General features: G+C 55.1%; 17 protein-coding genes. 9 read left to right on the forward strand and 8 right to left on the reverse strand.

Annotation, left to right across the window (positions count from 1 at the left end):
* Positions 1-9 precede the first annotated feature (9 nt).
* Genes yidD through rpmH form a run of 3 tightly spaced genes read right to left on the reverse strand, consistent with a single transcriptional unit; the run spans position 10 to position 795 of the window.
* Positions 10-246, reverse strand: coding sequence for a membrane protein insertion efficiency factor YidD (gene yidD, locus PLU01S_RS00520; protein WP_073450114.1), 237 nt, complete (start codon positions 244-246; stop codon positions 10-12).
* The gene (gene rnpA / locus PLU01S_RS00525) at positions 239-646 is read right to left on the reverse strand and encodes a ribonuclease P protein component (RefSeq protein ID WP_010796342.1); all 408 of its coding nucleotides are present in this window, start codon (positions 644-646) and stop codon (positions 239-241) included. Before rnpA ends, yidD begins: the two co-directional genes overlap by 8 nt.
* Before the next feature lie 14 nt (positions 647-660).
* Positions 661-795 carry a 50S ribosomal protein L34 gene (rpmH, locus tag PLU01S_RS00530; protein ID WP_010796343.1) on the reverse strand — a complete coding sequence of 45 codons (135 nt, stop codon included), beginning with the start codon at positions 793-795 and terminating at the stop codon, positions 661-663.
* A gap of 547 nt (positions 796-1342) precedes the next feature.
* Here rpmH and dnaA point away from each other — a divergent pair.
* The 5 genes from dnaA (at position 1343) to PLU01S_RS00555 (ending at position 8228) form a co-directional block, all read left to right on the forward strand.
* The gene (gene dnaA, locus PLU01S_RS00535; RefSeq protein ID WP_074820935.1) at positions 1343-2836 is read left to right on the forward strand and encodes a chromosomal replication initiator protein DnaA; all 1494 of its coding nucleotides are present in this window, start codon (positions 1343-1345) and stop codon (positions 2834-2836) included.
* Positions 2837-2864: 28 nt separating this feature from the next.
* Positions 2865-3968, forward strand: a complete 1104-nt coding sequence (dnaN, locus tag PLU01S_RS00540; protein ID WP_010796345.1) for a DNA polymerase III subunit beta — start codon at positions 2865-2867, stop codon at positions 3966-3968.
* 12 nt (positions 3969-3980) lie between these two features.
* Complete coding sequence (gene recF / locus PLU01S_RS00545; RefSeq protein ID WP_074820938.1) at positions 3981-5090, forward strand: DNA replication/repair protein RecF; 1110 nt, start codon at positions 3981-3983, stop codon at positions 5088-5090.
* Positions 5087-7507, forward strand: a complete 2421-nt coding sequence (gene gyrB, locus PLU01S_RS00550; RefSeq protein WP_074820941.1) for a DNA topoisomerase (ATP-hydrolyzing) subunit B — start codon at positions 5087-5089, stop codon at positions 7505-7507. Before recF ends, gyrB begins: the two co-directional genes overlap by 4 nt.
* A 163-nt stretch (positions 7508-7670) precedes the next feature.
* Positions 7671-8228 carry a GNAT family N-acetyltransferase gene (locus PLU01S_RS00555; protein WP_074820945.1) on the forward strand — a complete coding sequence of 186 codons (558 nt, stop codon included), beginning with the start codon at positions 7671-7673 and terminating at the stop codon, positions 8226-8228.
* Positions 8229-8282: 54 nt separating this feature from the next.
* Here the strand turns inward: PLU01S_RS00555 and PLU01S_RS00560 are convergent, their stop codons facing one another.
* From PLU01S_RS00560 to glyQ, 4 genes are read right to left on the reverse strand one after another with little or no spacing between them, the layout of a single operon-like run.
* Positions 8283-9056, reverse strand: a complete 774-nt coding sequence (locus PLU01S_RS00560) for a lysophospholipid acyltransferase family protein (protein ID WP_010796349.1) — start codon at positions 9054-9056, stop codon at positions 8283-8285.
* A 3-nt stretch (positions 9057-9059) separates the two neighbouring features.
* On the reverse strand, positions 9060-9596 hold the full coding sequence (gmhB, locus tag PLU01S_RS00565; RefSeq protein WP_074820947.1) for a D-glycero-beta-D-manno-heptose 1,7-bisphosphate 7-phosphatase: 537 nt from the start codon (positions 9594-9596) through the stop codon (positions 9060-9062).
* Positions 9597-9601: 5 nt separating this feature from the next.
* Positions 9602-11656: a glycine--tRNA ligase subunit beta gene (gene glyS / locus PLU01S_RS00570; RefSeq protein ID WP_074820950.1), complete on the reverse strand. Its 2055-nt coding sequence runs from the start codon at positions 11654-11656 to the stop codon at positions 9602-9604.
* Positions 11653-12603, reverse strand: coding sequence for a glycine--tRNA ligase subunit alpha (gene glyQ / locus PLU01S_RS00575; protein ID WP_026004032.1), 951 nt, complete (start codon positions 12601-12603; stop codon positions 11653-11655). The genes glyS and glyQ overlap by 4 nt, the downstream gene beginning before the upstream one ends.
* Before the next feature lie 102 nt (positions 12604-12705).
* On the opposite strand from glyQ, the gene PLU01S_RS00580 reads away from it, so the two are divergent.
* From PLU01S_RS00580 to PLU01S_RS00595, 4 genes are all read left to right on the forward strand, one after another.
* Positions 12706-13275 carry a DNA-3-methyladenine glycosylase I gene (locus tag PLU01S_RS00580; protein ID WP_074820952.1) on the forward strand — a complete coding sequence of 190 codons (570 nt, stop codon included), beginning with the start codon at positions 12706-12708 and terminating at the stop codon, positions 13273-13275.
* Between the two features lie 55 nt (positions 13276-13330).
* Positions 13331-14218, forward strand: a complete 888-nt coding sequence (locus PLU01S_RS00585) for a lysophospholipid acyltransferase (protein ID WP_010796354.1) — start codon at positions 13331-13333, stop codon at positions 14216-14218.
* Between the two features lie 120 nt (positions 14219-14338).
* Positions 14339-15658: an Nramp family divalent metal transporter gene (locus PLU01S_RS00590; protein ID WP_074820955.1), complete on the forward strand. Its 1320-nt coding sequence runs from the start codon at positions 14339-14341 to the stop codon at positions 15656-15658.
* 34 nt (positions 15659-15692) lie between these two features.
* Positions 15693-15959, forward strand: a complete 267-nt coding sequence (locus PLU01S_RS00595; protein ID WP_019366488.1) for a PilZ domain-containing protein — start codon at positions 15693-15695, stop codon at positions 15957-15959.
* A gap of 13 nt (positions 15960-15972) precedes the next feature.
* On the opposite strand, the gene PLU01S_RS00600 is transcribed toward PLU01S_RS00595, so the two are convergent.
* Complete coding sequence (locus tag PLU01S_RS00600; protein WP_019366489.1) at positions 15973-16287, reverse strand: tetratricopeptide repeat protein; 315 nt, start codon at positions 16285-16287, stop codon at positions 15973-15975.
* Positions 16288-16295: the final 8 nt, after the last annotated feature.

The raw sequence follows: 16295 nt of genomic DNA on the forward strand, positions 1-16295 counted from the left end.
CTCGGCCATCTAAGAGGTCGGTGCTTGGGATGGGTCTGCTGGTACCGGATCATATCCATCAGCGAGCCTGAAATGGCAAAGACGCCATTGGCGCATTGCCATCCAGCCATCGTGCAAGAAATTGCACAGCGCAATCACTTGGGACGTATGGTTTGAACAACTGGGATAGAAACGGCAATGAGATGCCATCATCGGTGTGATGACATAACGGTAGAAGCGGATAAGCAGCAGAGCCGGCTTACGCATAAGAACCGTTTGCCTGTTTCGAATGTTCGGAAGGATCGGTCTTTTGTAGCTGTTTACGTGCCAGACGATTCCAGAGTTTGCCCAAGTGCTGATGCAAGTCGGGATTCTCAATATCACCGAAGCCCTTACGTGCAATCACAACGATATCCAGACCTTCAAGCATGTGCTGATGGTGGCGAAAGGAATCTCGAAGGACACGCTTGAGCCGGTTACGCTCGACTGACAGCTTGACGCTCTTCTTACCTATCACCAGCCCGAGGCGGGCATGCGACAAGCCATTCTGACGTACAAGCAGAAGAACACTATTACCAGGAACCTTGATAGTGGGAGAGTCGAAGACATTTTGAAACTGTCTTGAAGTCAGAAGCCGTTTTTCGCGGCTGAAGTCTCGACTCACCACCTGTACCGGGACTATCAGACTGCCAGACGCTTACGGCCTTTGGCACGGCGACGGGACAGAACCTGACGGCCATTCTTGGTAGCCATACGAGCACGGAAACCGTGAGTACGGGCGCGCTTCAGAGTACTGGGTTGGAAAGTGCGTTTCATGGTCATTTACCTAGGTGTGAACGAAGCGAGGCGAAATCACCCCGTTTAAATAGACCGGCGATTCTAGAGAAAGCCAGTGAATAGGTCAATTTCCATACAGCACCGGTTGTCAATAAAAACTCAGCAAAAAACAACAAAAGAACGAATTAAAAAGAAGATAGATACAGTGTTAATGTATGTAGGAGCCCTTTCCTGTGGATAAGAGCGTGAAGGCTTCATTCTTGCTCACATCTGTCATTGTATAACTATGCGGTAAAGCCGTCGAACTGCTGTGCTGCGCCTGGATACTGGTTGTGGATATCTAATGCACTTAGCCACAACTGAGTTATCAACAGGCAGTTACCCTACGAACAAACCGCTTTCTACCTGCGCTTATCCACAACAAAGATTTTTTGATTTTTCGCTCTCTATTTAACTGATTGAATGGTTGGTGTGGATAAGTGACAGGGGCAACGGTACAATGTCGTGCTGCATTCACCTTTGCCTGAACACGTTGCTTCTTTATATACAGAGGCAATAACAGGGTGACTTTCTTTCTGGAGTGACTGTGTCAGTTGAACTTTGGCAGCGCTGTGTCGATGTACTGCGCGATGAGCTGCCTTCTCAGCAATTCAATACTTGGATCCGCCCTCTGCAAATAGAAGCAGAAGGAGCCGAGCTACGCGTTTATGCGCCGAATCGGTTCGTACTGGATTGGGTAAATGAAAAGTACGTTAGCCGGTTGCTTGAGCTGCTTGAGGAGCAGTCCGATGATGGGTTGGTACCCGAGCTGACTCTGCTGATTGGAAGTCGCAAGAGCAGCAAACCTACGCGAGCGCCTTCCATGACGGCGCCGCCTGCTCCTGTCGCATCCACTACACCTTCATTACCTGAGTCTACGGGTCGAGATTCGGTTGCCGAGCCTGAAACATCAGTGCAGCAGATCGAGATGCCGATCGCTGATGATGCCGATCCGCAGCCAGCGCCTTTGGTCGCCAACAAGACCGAGCGCAACGTTCAGGTAGAAGGGGCGCTCAAGCATACGAGCTACCTCAATCGTACTTTTACTTTCGAGAATTTTGTCGAGGGTAAGTCCAACCAGCTGGCTCGTGCTGCAGCCTGGCAGGTTGCGGACAACCCCAAGCATGGATACAACCCTCTCTTCCTTTATGGAGGGGTTGGCTTGGGCAAGACGCACCTCATGCATGCAGTGGGCAACCATCTGCTCAAGCGTAATCCCAATGCCAAGATTGTGTATCTGCATTCGGAGCGTTTCGTGGCTGACATGGTGAAAGCCCTGCAGCTGAACGCCATCAATGAATTCAAGCGTTTTTATCGCTCCGTTGATGCCCTGCTGATCGACGATATCCAGTTCTTCGCACGCAAGGAGCGTTCACAGGAAGAATTCTTCCATACGTTCAACGCCCTGCTTGAAGGCGGACAGCAGGTCATTCTGACAAGTGATCGTTACCCCAAGGAAATCGATGGGCTTGAAGAACGCCTCAAGTCCCGTTTCGGCTGGGGGCTGACAGTGGCTGTCGAACCGCCTGAGCTGGAAACGCGAGTGGCCATTCTCATGAAGAAGGCAGACCAGGCGAAGGTAGACCTTCCCCATGACGCTGCCTTCTTTATCGCCCAGCGGATTCGCTCGAATGTTCGAGAGCTTGAGGGTGCACTCAAGCGTGTCATCGCCCATGCTCATTTCATGGGGCGAGAAATTACGATCGAGCTGATTCGCGAGTCGCTCAAGGATCTGCTGGCGCTTCAGGACAAACTGGTTAGCATTGAAAATATCCAGCGAACGGCTGCTGAATATTACAAGATCAAGATTGCCGATCTGTTGTCGAAGCGACGTTCCCGTTCCGTCGCTCGTCCTCGCCAGGTGGCGATGGCCCTGTCGAAGGAATTGACCAATCACAGCCTGCCAGAAATAGGTGATGCCTTTGGCGGGCGCGATCACACGACAGTGCTGCACGCTTGTCGTAAGATTGCCGAACTCAGAGAGTCCGACGCTGATATTCGCGAGGACTACAAAAATCTATTGCGCACACTGACGACCTGATCAGAAGCACTTGGCAAGGGACAAGACCATGCATTTCACTATTCAACGCGAAGCCTTGTTGAAACCATTGCAGCTCGTGGCTGGTGTCGTGGAGCGTCGGCAGACATTACCGGTGCTGTCCAACGTGCTGCTGGTGGTCCAGGGCCAGGAACTGTCCTTGACAGGTACTGACCTTGAGGTTGAGCTGATCGGCCGTGTAACGCTCGAAGACAAAGCTGAGCCTGGTGAGATTACCGTACCGGCTCGCAAACTCATGGATATTTGCAAGAGTTTGCCAAGCGATGCCCTGATCGATATCCGGACCGATGAGCAGAAGCTGCTCGTCAAAGCTGGCCGCAGTCGCTTTACATTATCCACATTGCCGGCCAATGACTTCCCTACCGTTGAGGAAGGTCCTGGATCGATGAGCTTCAGCCTGCCGCAAAGCAAGTTGCGCCGTCTTATCGACCGCACTGGATTTGCCATGGCTCAGCAGGATGTCCGTTACTATCTGAACGGTATGCTGCTTGAGGTCAGTGAAGGCCATTTGCGTGCAGTTGCGACCGATGGGCACCGTCTTGCCATGTGCGTACAGGAAGCGGGAATCCAGTACGAAGGTCGTCATCAGGTAATTGTGCCGCGTAAAGGTATCCTGGAATTGTCACGGTTGCTGCTCGAGCCTGAGGAGCCGGTCAATGTTACGTTGGGCCAGCACCACATTCGAGCGACGACCGCTGACTTTACCTTTACTTCAAAGCTGGTCGACGGGAAATTCCCTGACTACGAGCGTGTACTGCCGCGCAACGGTGACAAGGTTCTGACTGGTGAGCGTCAGCTGTTACGGGAGGCGTTCAGCCGTACGGCTATCCTTTCTAATGAAAAATACCGTGGTATTCGCCTCCAGTTGGTAACCGATCAGCTGAAGATCCAGGCTAACAACCCTGAACAGGAAGAAGCTGAAGAAGAGTTGCAGGTGGATTATGCTGGTGCCGATCTGGAAATCGGATTCAACGTAAGCTATTTGCTCGACGTCCTGGGCGTCATGACGACGGACCAGGTACGCATCACCCTTTCCGATTCCAATAGCAGTGCGTTGGTTCAGGAAGCCGGCAATGACGAGTCCTCTTACGTCATCATGCCGATGCGTCTGTAATCTCGAGGCGCGATGTCCCTTATCCGCCTGACCGTCACCGCTGTGCGTAACCTGCACACGGTGACGCTGACGCCCTCCCCGCGGATCAATATCCTCTACGGTGACAACGGTAGCGGCAAGACCAGTGTATTGGAGAGTATCCATCTGCTAGGACTTGCTCGCTCGTTTCGTAGCATCCGACTATCACCCGTTATCCAGAACGAGCAAGCCGCCTGTACGGTCTTTGGCCAGGTCAGCTTGCCTAGTGATGGCATCAGTAGTCTGGGCGTCCAGCGTGAGCGTAATGGTGATTTCACTATTCGTATCGATGGGCAGAATGCTCGAAGTACAGCCCAACTTGCTGAAACTCTGCCGATTCAGTTGATCAATCCCGACAGTTTTCGATTGCTTGAAGGAAGCCCAAAGATCAGGCGGCAGTTTATAGATTGGGGTGTGTTCCACGTGGAACCGCGTTTTCTACAAGTGTGGCAAAGGCTTCAGAAAGCGCTAAGACAGCGGAACTCATGGCTGCGACATGGTAAAATGGATCCTGCCTCGCAACAGGCGTGGGACAGAGAACTGACGCAAGCCAGCAACGAAATCGATGCGTTTCGGCGAGCCTATATTACAGAGCTCAAACCTGAGTTTCAGGCTGCTCTGGAAGAGCTGGTCGATATTGAAAACCTGACGTTCAGTTATTACCGCGGCTGGGACAAAGACCGCGAGCTGCAGGATGTGTTGAAGGCGTCCTTGACCCGAGACATGCAGCTTGGACATACGCAGGCCGGTCCGCAGAGAGCCGATCTACGAATTAGGCTAGGTAGCCACAACGCGGCAGATATCCTGTCGCGTGGCCAGCAAAAACTGGTGGTCTGTGCATTGAGAATTGCACAGGGAAGATTAATCAATCGAGTCAAGCGCGGCCAGTGTGTCTATCTGGTAGATGATTTGCCTTCCGAATTGGATGAACAGCACCGCAAGGCATTATGCCGTTTGCTGGAAGGCCTTAACTGCCAGATCTTCATCACGTGTGTCGAGAAAGAATCATTGGAATCCAACTGGCAAGACGACACGCCAGTGGCCCTGTTCCATGTTGAACAGGGATCCATTACGCAGACCCCAAGCGTTGGGAGTAAAGCATGAGCGAGAACCAGACTTACGATTCCTCCAGTATTAAGGTACTGAAGGGACTGGATGCAGTTCGCAAGCGTCCGGGAATGTACATCGGCGATACCGATGACGGTACCGGCTTGCATCACATGGTATTCGAAGTTGTCGATAACTCTATCGACGAGGCCCTGGCGGGGCATTGTGATGAAATCACCATTACGATCCACACGGATGAGTCCATAACCGTCCGCGACAATGGACGTGGGATTCCGGTGGATATCCACAAGGAAGAAGGCATTTCGGCAGCAGAAGTCATCATGACGGTGCTGCACGCAGGCGGTAAGTTCGACGATAACACTTACAAAGTATCCGGCGGCTTGCACGGTGTAGGTGTGTCCGTTGTAAACGCTTTGTCTGAAGAGCTGCGCCTGACGATCCGTCGACTCGGCCAGGTTTGGGAACAGGTCTATGTCCACGGCGTTCCGCAGGAGCCTCTCAAGGCGATTGGTGAAACGGACGGGACCGGCACTCAAATTCATTTCAAGCCGTCAGCCGAGACCTTCAGTAACATCCATTTCAGCTGGGATATTCTGGCCAAGCGTTTGCGCGAACTGTCCTTTCTGAACTCGGGCGTGGGCATTCTGCTGCGAGACGAGCGCTCGGGCAAGGAGGAGATGTTCAAGTACGAAGGCGGACTGCGTGCATTCGTTGATTATCTCAACACTAACAAAACGCCTGTCAATCAGGTGTTCCACTTCAACGTAGGTGACCGCGAAGACGGTATCGGCGTGGAAGTGGCGTTGCAGTGGAATGACAGTTTCAACGAAAACATTCTCTGCTTTACCAACAACATTCCTCAGCGTGATGGCGGTACTCACCTTGCCGGTTTCCGTTCAGCGCTGACCCGTAACCTGAACACCTATATCGAGGCGGAAGGTCTGGCCAAGAAGTTCAAGGTTGCGACTACAGGTGACGATGCGCGTGAAGGCTTGACGGCAATTATTTCCGTTAAGGTTCCGGATCCCAAGTTCTCCTCCCAGACGAAGGATAAATTGGTTTCTTCTGAAGTGAAGACTGCAGTAGAACAGGAAATGGGTAAGCAATTCGCTGATTTCCTGCTCGAAAATCCTGGTGAAGCCAAAGCGGTTGTCGGCAAGATGATCGATGCGGCACGCGCTCGTGAAGCAGCGCGCAAGGCACGCGAAATGACCCGCCGTAAGGGCGCTCTGGATATCGCAGGTCTGCCCGGTAAGCTGGCGGACTGTCAGGAAAAGGACCCTGCCCTGTCAGAACTGTATATCGTGGAGGGTGACTCCGCAGGCGGTTCGGCGAAGCAAGGCCGTAACCGCCGTACGCAAGCCATTCTTCCACTAAAGGGCAAGATCCTGAACGTGGAGAAGGCGCGCTTTGACAAGATGCTGTCTTCTGCTGAAGTCGGTACGCTGATTACAGCGCTGGGCTGCGGCATTGGCCGTGAAGAATTCAACATCGACAAGCTGCGTTATCACAACATCATCATCATGACCGATGCTGACGTTGACGGCTCGCACATCCGTACGCTGCTCTTGACGTTCTTCTTCCGTCAGATGCCCCTGTTGATCGAGCGTGGTTATATCTATATCGCTCAGCCTCCGCTGTATAAGGTCAAGCGTGGCAAGCAGGAGCAATACATCAAGGACGACGAGGCGATGGAGGAATACCTCACGCAGACCGCCCTTGAAGATGCCAGCCTGCACGTGAATGAGCATGCTCCAGGACTTTCCGGCGTTGAGCTGGAGAAAATGGTGAACAGCTATCGTACGGTGATGAAGTCACTCAAGCGACTGTCCCGCCTGTATCCGTCGGATATCAGCGAGCACATGCTTTACCTGCCTCGTGTTGAATTGGAGCAATTGGCTGACCAAGCGGCGATGAACGCATGGATCGACATGCTGCGTACGCGTCTGAAGACCAATGAGCGCTCCGGTCTTGCCTACGAAGTCAACTTGCGTGAAGACCGCGAACGTCATCTTTGGCTGCCAGAGGTTGAGACCAAAGCGCACGGGCTCTCAAGTTATGTCACCTTCAACCGGGATTTCTTCGGTAGCAATGACTATCGTCAGATCACGACGCTGGGCGCTCAGATCAACAACCTGCTTGAAGACAGCGCTTATGTGAAGCGTGGCGAGCGCCGCAAGGCAGTCTCTACTTTCCGTGAAGCTCTTGAGTGGCTAATGGGCGAGACAGCGAAACGCTACAGCATCCAGCGCTATAAGGGCTTGGGCGAGATGAATCCGGATCAGTTGTGGGAAACCACAATGGATCCGAATGTACGTCGCATGTTGCGTGTCACGATTGAAGACGCTATTGCTGCTGACCAGATCTTTAATACCCTGATGGGCGATCAGGTAGAGCCGCGTCGCGACTTTATTGAAAGCAATGCCCTGGCAGTATCGAACCTGGACGTCTGACCGCTACGTAATAAACAAAAGGCCAACGGAAACGTTGGCCTTTTTTATTGTGGTTAACTTTAACAGCACCAATACCATGCGTTGATTTTCCACAGCTGTGTTGGAAATCTGCTGGTAACACAGCTTGTGTATATCTCAAAGTTATACACAGTCGAGTTAACACATGTCTTCTCTTCCCTTGTTGAAAACACATCGTTTGCAGCTAAGGCCGTATGTCCCTGCCGATGCGCCTTTTCATTATCTGCTGGCTGACAATCCCGATATTGCTTCCATGACCGGGACGCTGCCCTCGCCTTATACCCTTGAACTGGCAGAGCACTGGATCTCCAATCATGAACGTTGGTTTATGGAAGGACGAAGCCTTAATCTGGCCGTTGTGCTTCAAGAACATGCTGCATTGATTGGAACGATAAGCCTGAGCGGTTTCGGCTCTCCTCATCGAAAAGCTGGCTTGGCTTACTGGGTAGGCAAAGCCTACTGGAATCAGGGCTACTGCAGTGAGGCAGCGAGGGCGGTGATCGAATATGGTTTTACTGCGCTTGAACTCAATCGGATCTTCGGCGAGTGCTTCAAGCGAAACCGCGAATCTATCAGAGTGCTGGAAAAGCTAGGCATGAGCTATGAAGGGTGCCGGCGCGAAGATATGCACAAGGCAGAGCAATTCGAGGATGTGATGATGTATGGCTTGCTTCGAAAGGAATGGAAACAGACCTCTGTATAGTTTTCATCTGTGCATAAAAAACCCGGTTATCCCGGGTTTTGTTTTTTGACCTGATCAACTATTAGTGGCGGGCCTGACTGGAGGCTCAGTTAACGCTGAGTTATGCACAGGTGATATAGAGGCCAGCGCTTGATCGATAAAGGACTGACTACGGGTATTGAGGTCTACAATCGCACGGGGATCAGAACCATTGGGCGATAGGGCCGGACCAATAATCACTTTGATGGTGCCGGGACGCTTGACCCAGCTCTTGTTTGGCCAGTATTCACCGGCGTTGTGAGCGATAGGCAGTACCGGCACGTTCAACGCACAAGCCAGCGCAGCGCCACCGCGAGAAAACTTGCCAGTCTCTCCCGGCGATACACGAGTACCTTGGGGAAAAATCAGTACCCAGCAGCCTTGCTTGATGTAACGTCCGCCTTGTTCGGTAATCTGCTGAAGGGCAACCTTGCCATTGTTTCTATCGATAGCGATTGGCTTGAGCAAAGCAAAAGCCCAGCCGAAGAACGGTACCTTGAGCAACTCGCGCTTGATTACCTGTGAGGTGGGTTCAAACAGGGCAGACAGGAAAAAGGTTTCCCAGGTGCTCTGGTGGTTGGCAATGATGATGCAGGGTGTCTTGGGAATATTCTCAAGCCCTGAAATCTCATAACGGATACCGCAAACCACCTTGGCCAGCCAAACGGCAAAACCCGTCCAGGCCTTGACGATAAAGCGATAGCGCGCTCGATAGGAAAGCAGCGGAGCGACCAGCAGGGATACACACGACCAGATGATGCCGCTGGTGCCAAGGAGAATATAGAAGATCACAGTACGCAGGACGCGCATGGATTAGTCCTGTAGGAGATGTTGTACAACAGCCGCCAGATCGGGAAAGACCTGTGTTCCTTCCGGGAGCGGCTTCTGCAAGGTTCGCTCACCCTTCCCTGTTTTCACAAGGTAAGGCGTACAGCCCACGGCAATACCAGCGGTCAGATCACGCAGGCTGTCGCCGACCACAGGAACCCCGGTCAGGTCGATCATGCCGTAATGCTGTGCTACCTGGCGGAACATACCCGGGCTTGGCTTGCGACAGTCACAGCCGTCATCCGGGCCGTGGGCGCAGTGAACGATCAGATCGACATGGCCGCCCTGCCCGCTCACCAGCTGCCTGAGCTTTTCGTGCATGGCCTCCAGTGTCTCGCCATCGAACAGCCCGCGCGAAATACCGGACTGGTTGGTGGCAATCGCCACCGTCCAGCCGGCTTGGCTCAATCGGGCCATGGCTTCGATACTGCCCGGGATCGGAATCCATTCCTCTACCGATTTAACAAACGCGTCGGAATCCTGATTGATGACGCCATCCCGGTCCAGCACGATCAGCTTCATATCGATCAACCCAGCAACGAGATATCGGCAATGCCCAGGAACAGCGCCCTTAGACGTGCCAGGAGCGCGTAGCGGTTTGCGCGGATATGCTCGTCTTCAGCGTTTACCAGTACCTGATCAAAGAAGCTATCGACCGGTTCACGTAGACTTGCTAGGCGGTTGAGTGCTTCGCGGTAGTTACGTGCCAGTGACAGCGGCTCGACGTTCTGCTCGGCATCAGTGATTGCTTCAAGCAATACCCGCTCGGCGTCGTGTTCGAAGAGCTTGGCATCGACTTGGGCCAGTACCATGCCTTCGGCCTTGCCCAGAAGGTTGGATACACGCTTGTTGGCTGCTGCCAGCGAAGCGGCTTCCGGCAAGCCACGGAAAGCCTGAACGGCCTGCACTCGCTGATCAAAGTCCAGTGCCGAGTTGGGTTTCAGGGCGCGTACAGACAGATAGACTTCAGCGGCAACGCCTTCATCCTCATAGCGCGCGCGCAGGCGGTCAAAGATGAAATCCTGTACCTGCTGAGCCAGATCGCCCGCTTTGACCTTATCACCGTACAGTTCGATGGCCTTGTCGATCGCAGCCGGAATACTGAGGTCCAGCTGTTTTTCGATCAGGATGCGTAGCACACCCAGGGCCTGACGGCGCAGGGCGAACGGGTCCTTGCTACCGGTGGGCAGCATGCCGATGCCGAAGATACCAACCAGGGTATCGAACTTGTCTGCCAATGCAACAGCGGCGCCTGTAGCGGTACGAGGCAATTCAGCTCCTGCACCGCGGGGCATGTATTGTTCGTTCAACGCGTGCGCAACGTCTTCGGCTTCACCGCCATGCAGTGCATAGTAATAGCCGGCGACGCCCTGCATTTCAGGGAATTCACCTACCATTTCGGTAGCCAGATCGCACTTGGCCAGGATGCCTGCACGTGCTGCTTTCTCTACGTCGCTGCCCAGTTGTTCGGCGATATATGCTGCCAGCTGGGAAACACGCTCGGACTTCTCATAGACAGTGCCAAGTTGAGCCTGGAAGACCACATTCTTCAATCGCTCGTTGAAGTGCTCCAGTGGCTGCTTCTTATCCTGTTTAAAAAAGAATTCGGCATCGGTCAGACGCGGGCGAACAACCTTCTCATTTCCAGAAACGATCTGGGCTGGGTCCTTGCTTTCGACGTTTGCCACCGTGATGAAGCGCGGCAGAAGCTTGCCGTTGGCGTCCAGCAGGCAGAAGTACTTCTGGTTGTCCTGCATGGTGGCGATGAGGGCTTCCTGGGGAACCTCGAGGAAACGTTCCTCAAACGAGCACACCAGTGGTACCGGCCATTCGACGAGTGCAGTCACTTCATCAAGCAGACCTGCCGGCACGACGGCATTGCCCTGTTGCTCGGCAGCCAGCTCATTGACGCGGCGCTCGATCAACGCGCGACGTTCGGCAAAATCGGCCAGCACATAAGCTGCGCGAAGGTCTTCAGCATAGTTGGCGGGAGCCGTGATGTTTACGCTGCCTGGACTATGGAAGCGGTGACCGCGAGATTCGCGGCCGGCTTTCTGGGCCAGGATTTCGCAATCCAGTACGTTATTGCCAAACAGCATGACCAGCCATTGGGTTGGACGAACAAATTCTTCACGACGGGCGGCCCAGCGCATGCGCTTGGGAATAGGCAGTTCACCCAAGGAAGCTTCGACAATCCCTGGCAACAGGGTGCCGGCTGGTTGACCCTGAATTGTCTGGGAGAAACGAAGCTTCGGACCGCTACGGTCGATTTCGCTGATATCCACGCCGCACTTGCGGGCGAAACCCAGCGCCGCCTGTGTAGGGTTGCCGTCCGCATCAAAGGCTGCCTTGACCGGCGGGCCGTCCAGATTGACGCTGCGATCGGGTTGCTGCTCATCCAGCTGGTTGATCAGCACGGCCAAACGGCGCGGTGCAGCGTAATAGCGGGCGCCGGTGTAGTTCAGCCCGGCCGCTTTGAGCCCTTTCTCGATACCGGCCAGGAAGGCTTCGCCCAGGCTCTTCAAGGCCTTGGGTGGCAGCTCTTCGGTGCCAAGTTCGACGAGGAAATCCTGGGCGCTCATTGTTCGGCCTCCTTGAGTTTGGCGAGTACTTCGTCACGCAGTTCGGGCGTGGCCATGGGGAAGCCAAGGCGTGCACGGGCCTTGAGGTAGCTGTGTGCCACGGCGCGGGCAAGGGTACGGACGCGCAGAATATAGCGCTGGCGCTCGGTTACGGAGATAGCGCGACGGGCGTCCAGCAGGTTGAAGGTATGCGAGGCCTTCAGCACCATTTCATAGGTCGGCAACGGCAATTCGAGCTCAAGCAGGCGGTTGGCTTCCGACTCGTAAAAGTCGAACAGCTCGAACAGCTTGGGCACATTGGCATGTTCGAAGTTGTAGGTGGACTGTTCCACTTCGTTCTGGTGGAACACATCGCCATAGGTCACGGTACCGAATGGACCATCGGTCCAGATCAGGTCATAGACCGAGTCGACGCCCTGCAGGTACATGGCCAGACGTTCCAGGCCATAAGTAATCTCACCGGTCACTGGATAGCACTCGATGCCACCGGCCTGCTGGAAGTACGTGAATTGGGTAACTTCCATGCCGTTCAGCCAGACTTCCCAACCCAGACCCCAGGCACCCAGGGTGGGCGATTCCCAGTTGTCTTCCACGAAGCGGATGTCATGGACGAGCGGGTCAAGGCCGATGGCCTTCAGGGAGCCGAGGTAAAGCTCCTGGAAGTTTTCCGGGTTGGGCTTCAGGACTACCTGGAATTGGTAGTAGTGCTGCAGGCGGTTGGGGTTTTCGCCGTAGCGACCGTCGGTTGGACGGCGGCTGGGTTGTACGTAGGCGGCGTTCCAGGTTTCCGGGCCGATGGCGCGAAGGAACGTGGCGGTATGGAACGTACCGGCGCCGACTTCCATGTCATAGGGCTGCAAAACAACGCAGCCCTGCTCCGCCCAGTAGTTTTGCAGGGCGAGGATCAGATCCTGGAAGGTGCGCACGGCGGGTGGAGTCGAAGTCACGGCGTTCACCTGTGCTGGAGACGGTAAAAGTCAGGCAGTATAACCGATTAGACTCGGATGATATTTAGGTGAACGGCCTGTTCTGACCATTAGGGAGTCCTCATGCCGCGTTGCTACTGGTGTACTGACGATCCGCTGTATATCGCCTACCACGATCAGGAGTGGGGAATACCGCTGAAAGATCCGCAGCGGCTATTCGAGTTGCTGGTGCTGGAAGGCTTCCAGGCGGGATTATCGTGGATCACCATTCTGAAAAAGCGCGCCCGTTATCGGGAAGTGCTGTTCGGTTTCGATCCTGGGCGACTGGCGGCCATGACCGATGAGGAGATTGAGATACGCATGCAGGATGCAGGCATCATTCGCAACCGGATGAAGCTCAAGGCTGCCCGGCAAAACGCCCAGGCGTGGCTGCGCCTGGAGGATCCGGTGACGTTTCTCTGGTCGTTCGTCGGTGGTGAGTCAAAGATCAACCATTTCCGCGATCGCAGCGAGGTCCCTGCCATCACACCTGAGGCCGAGGCCATGAGCAAGGCGCTCAGGAAGGCAGGCTTCACGTTTGTCGGCCCGACCATCTGTTATGCCTATATGCAGGCCGCCGGGCTAGTGATGGATCACACGACGGACTGCGACCGTTACGCCGTGTTGTGTGGTCATCAGATGCCGAAAGGCTGATCAGCCCCGGCGTGCGGCAGTACAATAGTGGATTTTATGCTTGTGGGAGTTGCTCTTGGAAAAGCTCAAAGGCGCGCTGATTGTCGGCTTCTTGCGTCTGTTGGCCCTATTGCCCTGGTCCATGGTACAGCGGCTGGGTTCCTTCATTGGCTGGTGCATGTGGAAACTGCCGACACGTGCTGGCAAGGTGACCCGGATCAATCTGGCCCATTGTTATCCAGAGCTTGAGGGCGAAGCGCTGGAGCAATTCTCCAAGGAGTGCCTGGCTGGTATCGGCAAGACCCTGACCGAAAGCGCCTGTGCCTGGATCTGGCCAGCAGAGCGCTCGCTCAAGCTGATTCGTGAAGTGGAAGGCATGGACGTGCTGCAGGAGGCATTGGCTTCAGGCGATGGCCTGGTGGGTATTACTAGCCATCTGGGTAACTGGGAGTTGCTCAACCACTTTTATTGCTCCCATGCCAAGCCGATCATTTTCTACCGTCCGCCCAAGCTGAAAGCAGTGGATGAGCTCCTGAAGAAACAGCGGGTTCAACTGGGCAACCGTGTGGCACCTTCTACCCCGGAAGGCATCATCAGTGTGATCAAGGAGGTGCGTCGGGGCGGCGCTGTGGGTATTCCGGCTGATCCCGAGCCCAGCCGAAGTGCGGGGCTGTTCGTGCCCTTCCTCGGCACTACGGCGCTGACCAGCAAATTTGTGCCGTCGCTGTTGGCCAAGGGTAAGGCGCGGGGTGTGTTTTTCCATGCGGTGCGCCTGCCGGATGGCAGTGGCTACAAGGTGATTCTCGAGGCTGCTCCACCGGAAATGTATGACAAGGACCCGGAAGTGTCCGTGGCCGCCATGAGCAAGGCGCTGGAGCGTTACGTCAGTACCTATCCTACGCAATACATGTGGAGCATGAAGCGCTTCAAGAACCGCCCGGATGGCGAGCCTCGCTGGTACTGAGCGTATTCCATGCACTTGTGTGGTCAATCATTGATATTCAGCCAAGTGTGATGCCTGGTCTGTTCGGGTTCAGACCAGGCCTTGATACAGGCAAACCGTCTTACTGATCGAGAGCAGCAGGTGAAATTCTCAATCCCCAAAATTGCTACAGCACCCTTCTGTCCCTCCGAGGTCAGTGGGTCGGTGCCTGTCACGCCCGGTGCCCCCTTCTGGCGCAAGGCTTTCCAGTTTGCAGGTCCGGGCCTTCTGGTCTCGATCGGTTACATGGATCCTGGCAACTGGGCGACCGCCATCGAGGCAGGCTCCCGCTTTGGCTACAGCCTCTTGTTTGTGGTGTTGCTGGCCAGCCTGGCCGGCATGGTGGTTCAGTGCCTATGCGCGCGTCTGGGGCTTGCCACTGGCCGCGATCTGGCGCAGCTCTCTCGCGAGCGATACAGCCCGCGGACAGCCAAGACGCACTGGGCATTGGCACAGATATCCATCATCGCCACCGATCTGGCGGAGGTGCTGGGATGCGCGTTGGCATTTCATCTGCTGCTTGGGTGCTCGCTAACCACGGGGATCATCCTGACGGCTTTCGATACCTTGTTGATCCTGAGCTTGCAGCGTCGGGGGTTCCGTCAGTTGGAAGCCATCATGCTGGGGCTGGCCGCCACGATCGGTATCTGCTTCTTTATCGAGCTGATGCTGGTCAATCCATTCTGGCCCGACGTGGCGAAAGGCTTCGTACCGTCCTGGGAGGCGATCGTTCATCAGGAGCCCTTGTATCTGGCGATCGGCATCCTGGGCGCGACCGTCATGCCGCACAACCTCTATTTGCACTCTTCGGTGGTGCAGACACGTCTGGTGGCGAAGGATCAGGCCAGCCGGCTAGAGGCCATTCGGCTGGCGCGTTTCGATACTATTGGCTCGCTGGCACTGGCCCTGCTGATCAATGCGGCGATCCTGATTCTGGCCGCTTCGGCATTCCATCGTACCGGCCATACGGATGTGGTCGAGATTCAGGATGCGTACCACTTGCTCGATCCGCTGGTTGGCGGTGCGCTCGCCAGCATTCTGTTTGGTGTGGCGCTGCTGGCTTCGGGACAAAGCTCGACCTTTACCGGGACGGTAGCCGGACAGGTCATCCTCGAAGGATATCTGCAACTCAAGATTCCCTGCTGGCAGCAGCGATTGGCCACACGCGCCATGGCCCTGGTCCCGGCGCTGATTGGCGTGTGGTGGTTGGGCGAGGGTTCCGTGGGCAAGCTATTGGTGCTGAGTCAGGTTGTCCTGAGTCTGCAGCTTCCCTTTGCGCTCTACCCGCTCATTCGGATGACGAGCGATACGAAACTCATGGGCCCTTTTGCTAATCGCACCTATACCAAGCTGCTGGCCTGGTTTCTGTTCGGTATCATCAGTCTCGCCAACCTGTGGCTTCTGGTGCAGTGGTTATTCTGATGACAGACGGAAAAGCAGTAAGTAGGAGAGCCTGATGGGTATCAATCAGAGACGCCATCCCCGTGTAGCCATGAAGTGCCGGTTGCGCATTACGCACCCGGAGTTTGGCGAGCTGATCTGCCAGACGCGTGACCTTTCCGACGGTGGCGTCTATGTACAGCACGAGACGCTGACGGAGTGGCCTGTAGGGACACGGGTGCAGGGACAGGTGCTGGACCTGCCCATCGAGGCACCTGTTGTCGACATGGAGTTGATGCGTGTGGATGCGCTCGGTGCAGGCTTTCGCTTTCTACGTGGGTAAACCCTGCGTTGGCTTAGCCCTTCTTCTTGTCCAGACGCTTCAGGAAAACCGTCATTTCCTTTTCCGACTGCTTATCGCCTTTGGTCTGCGCAGCAGTCAGGCCTGACTGCCAGGCCGCGCGGGCACCTTCACTGTCTCCCTGCTGTTCCAGGGCCTTGCCGAGCAGCTTCCAGGCGGCCGAATAAGTGGCATCCTGCTCTACGCAGCGTTGAAGGTGTATAGCGGCTTGCGCGGCATTTCCGGCATCTAGATAGCCCTTGCCCAGCCCGAAACGCAACATGGGGTTATCCATGCCTTTGGCTAGCATGTTTTCCAATGATTCGAGCATGGGCATTT

Source organism: Pseudomonas luteola NBRC 103146 (assembly GCF_002091675.1).
Lineage (GTDB): Bacteria > Pseudomonadota > Gammaproteobacteria > Pseudomonadales > Pseudomonadaceae > Chryseomonas > Chryseomonas luteola.

Coding starts and splice junctions, on each gene's coding strand:
- yidD (WP_073450114.1), bottom strand. CDS start 246: ATGCGTAAGCCGGCTCTGCTGCTTATCCGCTTCTACCGTTATGTCATC.
- rpmH (WP_010796343.1), bottom strand. CDS start 795: ATGAAACGCACTTTCCAACCCAGTACTCTGAAGCGCGCCCGTACTCAC.
- dnaN (WP_010796345.1), top strand. CDS start 2,865: ATGCATTTCACTATTCAACGCGAAGCCTTGTTGAAACCATTGCAGCTC.
- recF (WP_074820938.1), top strand. CDS start 3,981: ATGTCCCTTATCCGCCTGACCGTCACCGCTGTGCGTAACCTGCACACG.
- gyrB (WP_074820941.1), top strand. CDS start 5,087: ATGAGCGAGAACCAGACTTACGATTCCTCCAGTATTAAGGTACTGAAG.
- PLU01S_RS00555 (WP_074820945.1), top strand. CDS start 7,671: ATGTCTTCTCTTCCCTTGTTGAAAACACATCGTTTGCAGCTAAGGCCG.
- PLU01S_RS00560 (WP_010796349.1), bottom strand. CDS start 9,056: ATGCGCGTCCTGCGTACTGTGATCTTCTATATTCTCCTTGGCACCAGC.
- gmhB (WP_074820947.1), bottom strand. CDS start 9,596: ATGAAGCTGATCGTGCTGGACCGGGATGGCGTCATCAATCAGGATTCC.
- glyS (WP_074820950.1), bottom strand. CDS start 11,656: ATGAGCGCCCAGGATTTCCTCGTCGAACTTGGCACCGAAGAGCTGCCA.
- PLU01S_RS00580 (WP_074820952.1), top strand. CDS start 12,706: ATGCCGCGTTGCTACTGGTGTACTGACGATCCGCTGTATATCGCCTAC.
- PLU01S_RS00595 (WP_019366488.1), top strand. CDS start 15,693: ATGGGTATCAATCAGAGACGCCATCCCCGTGTAGCCATGAAGTGCCGG.
- PLU01S_RS00600 (WP_019366489.1), bottom strand. CDS start 16,287: ATGCTCGAATCATTGGAAAACATGCTAGCCAAAGGCATGGATAACCCC.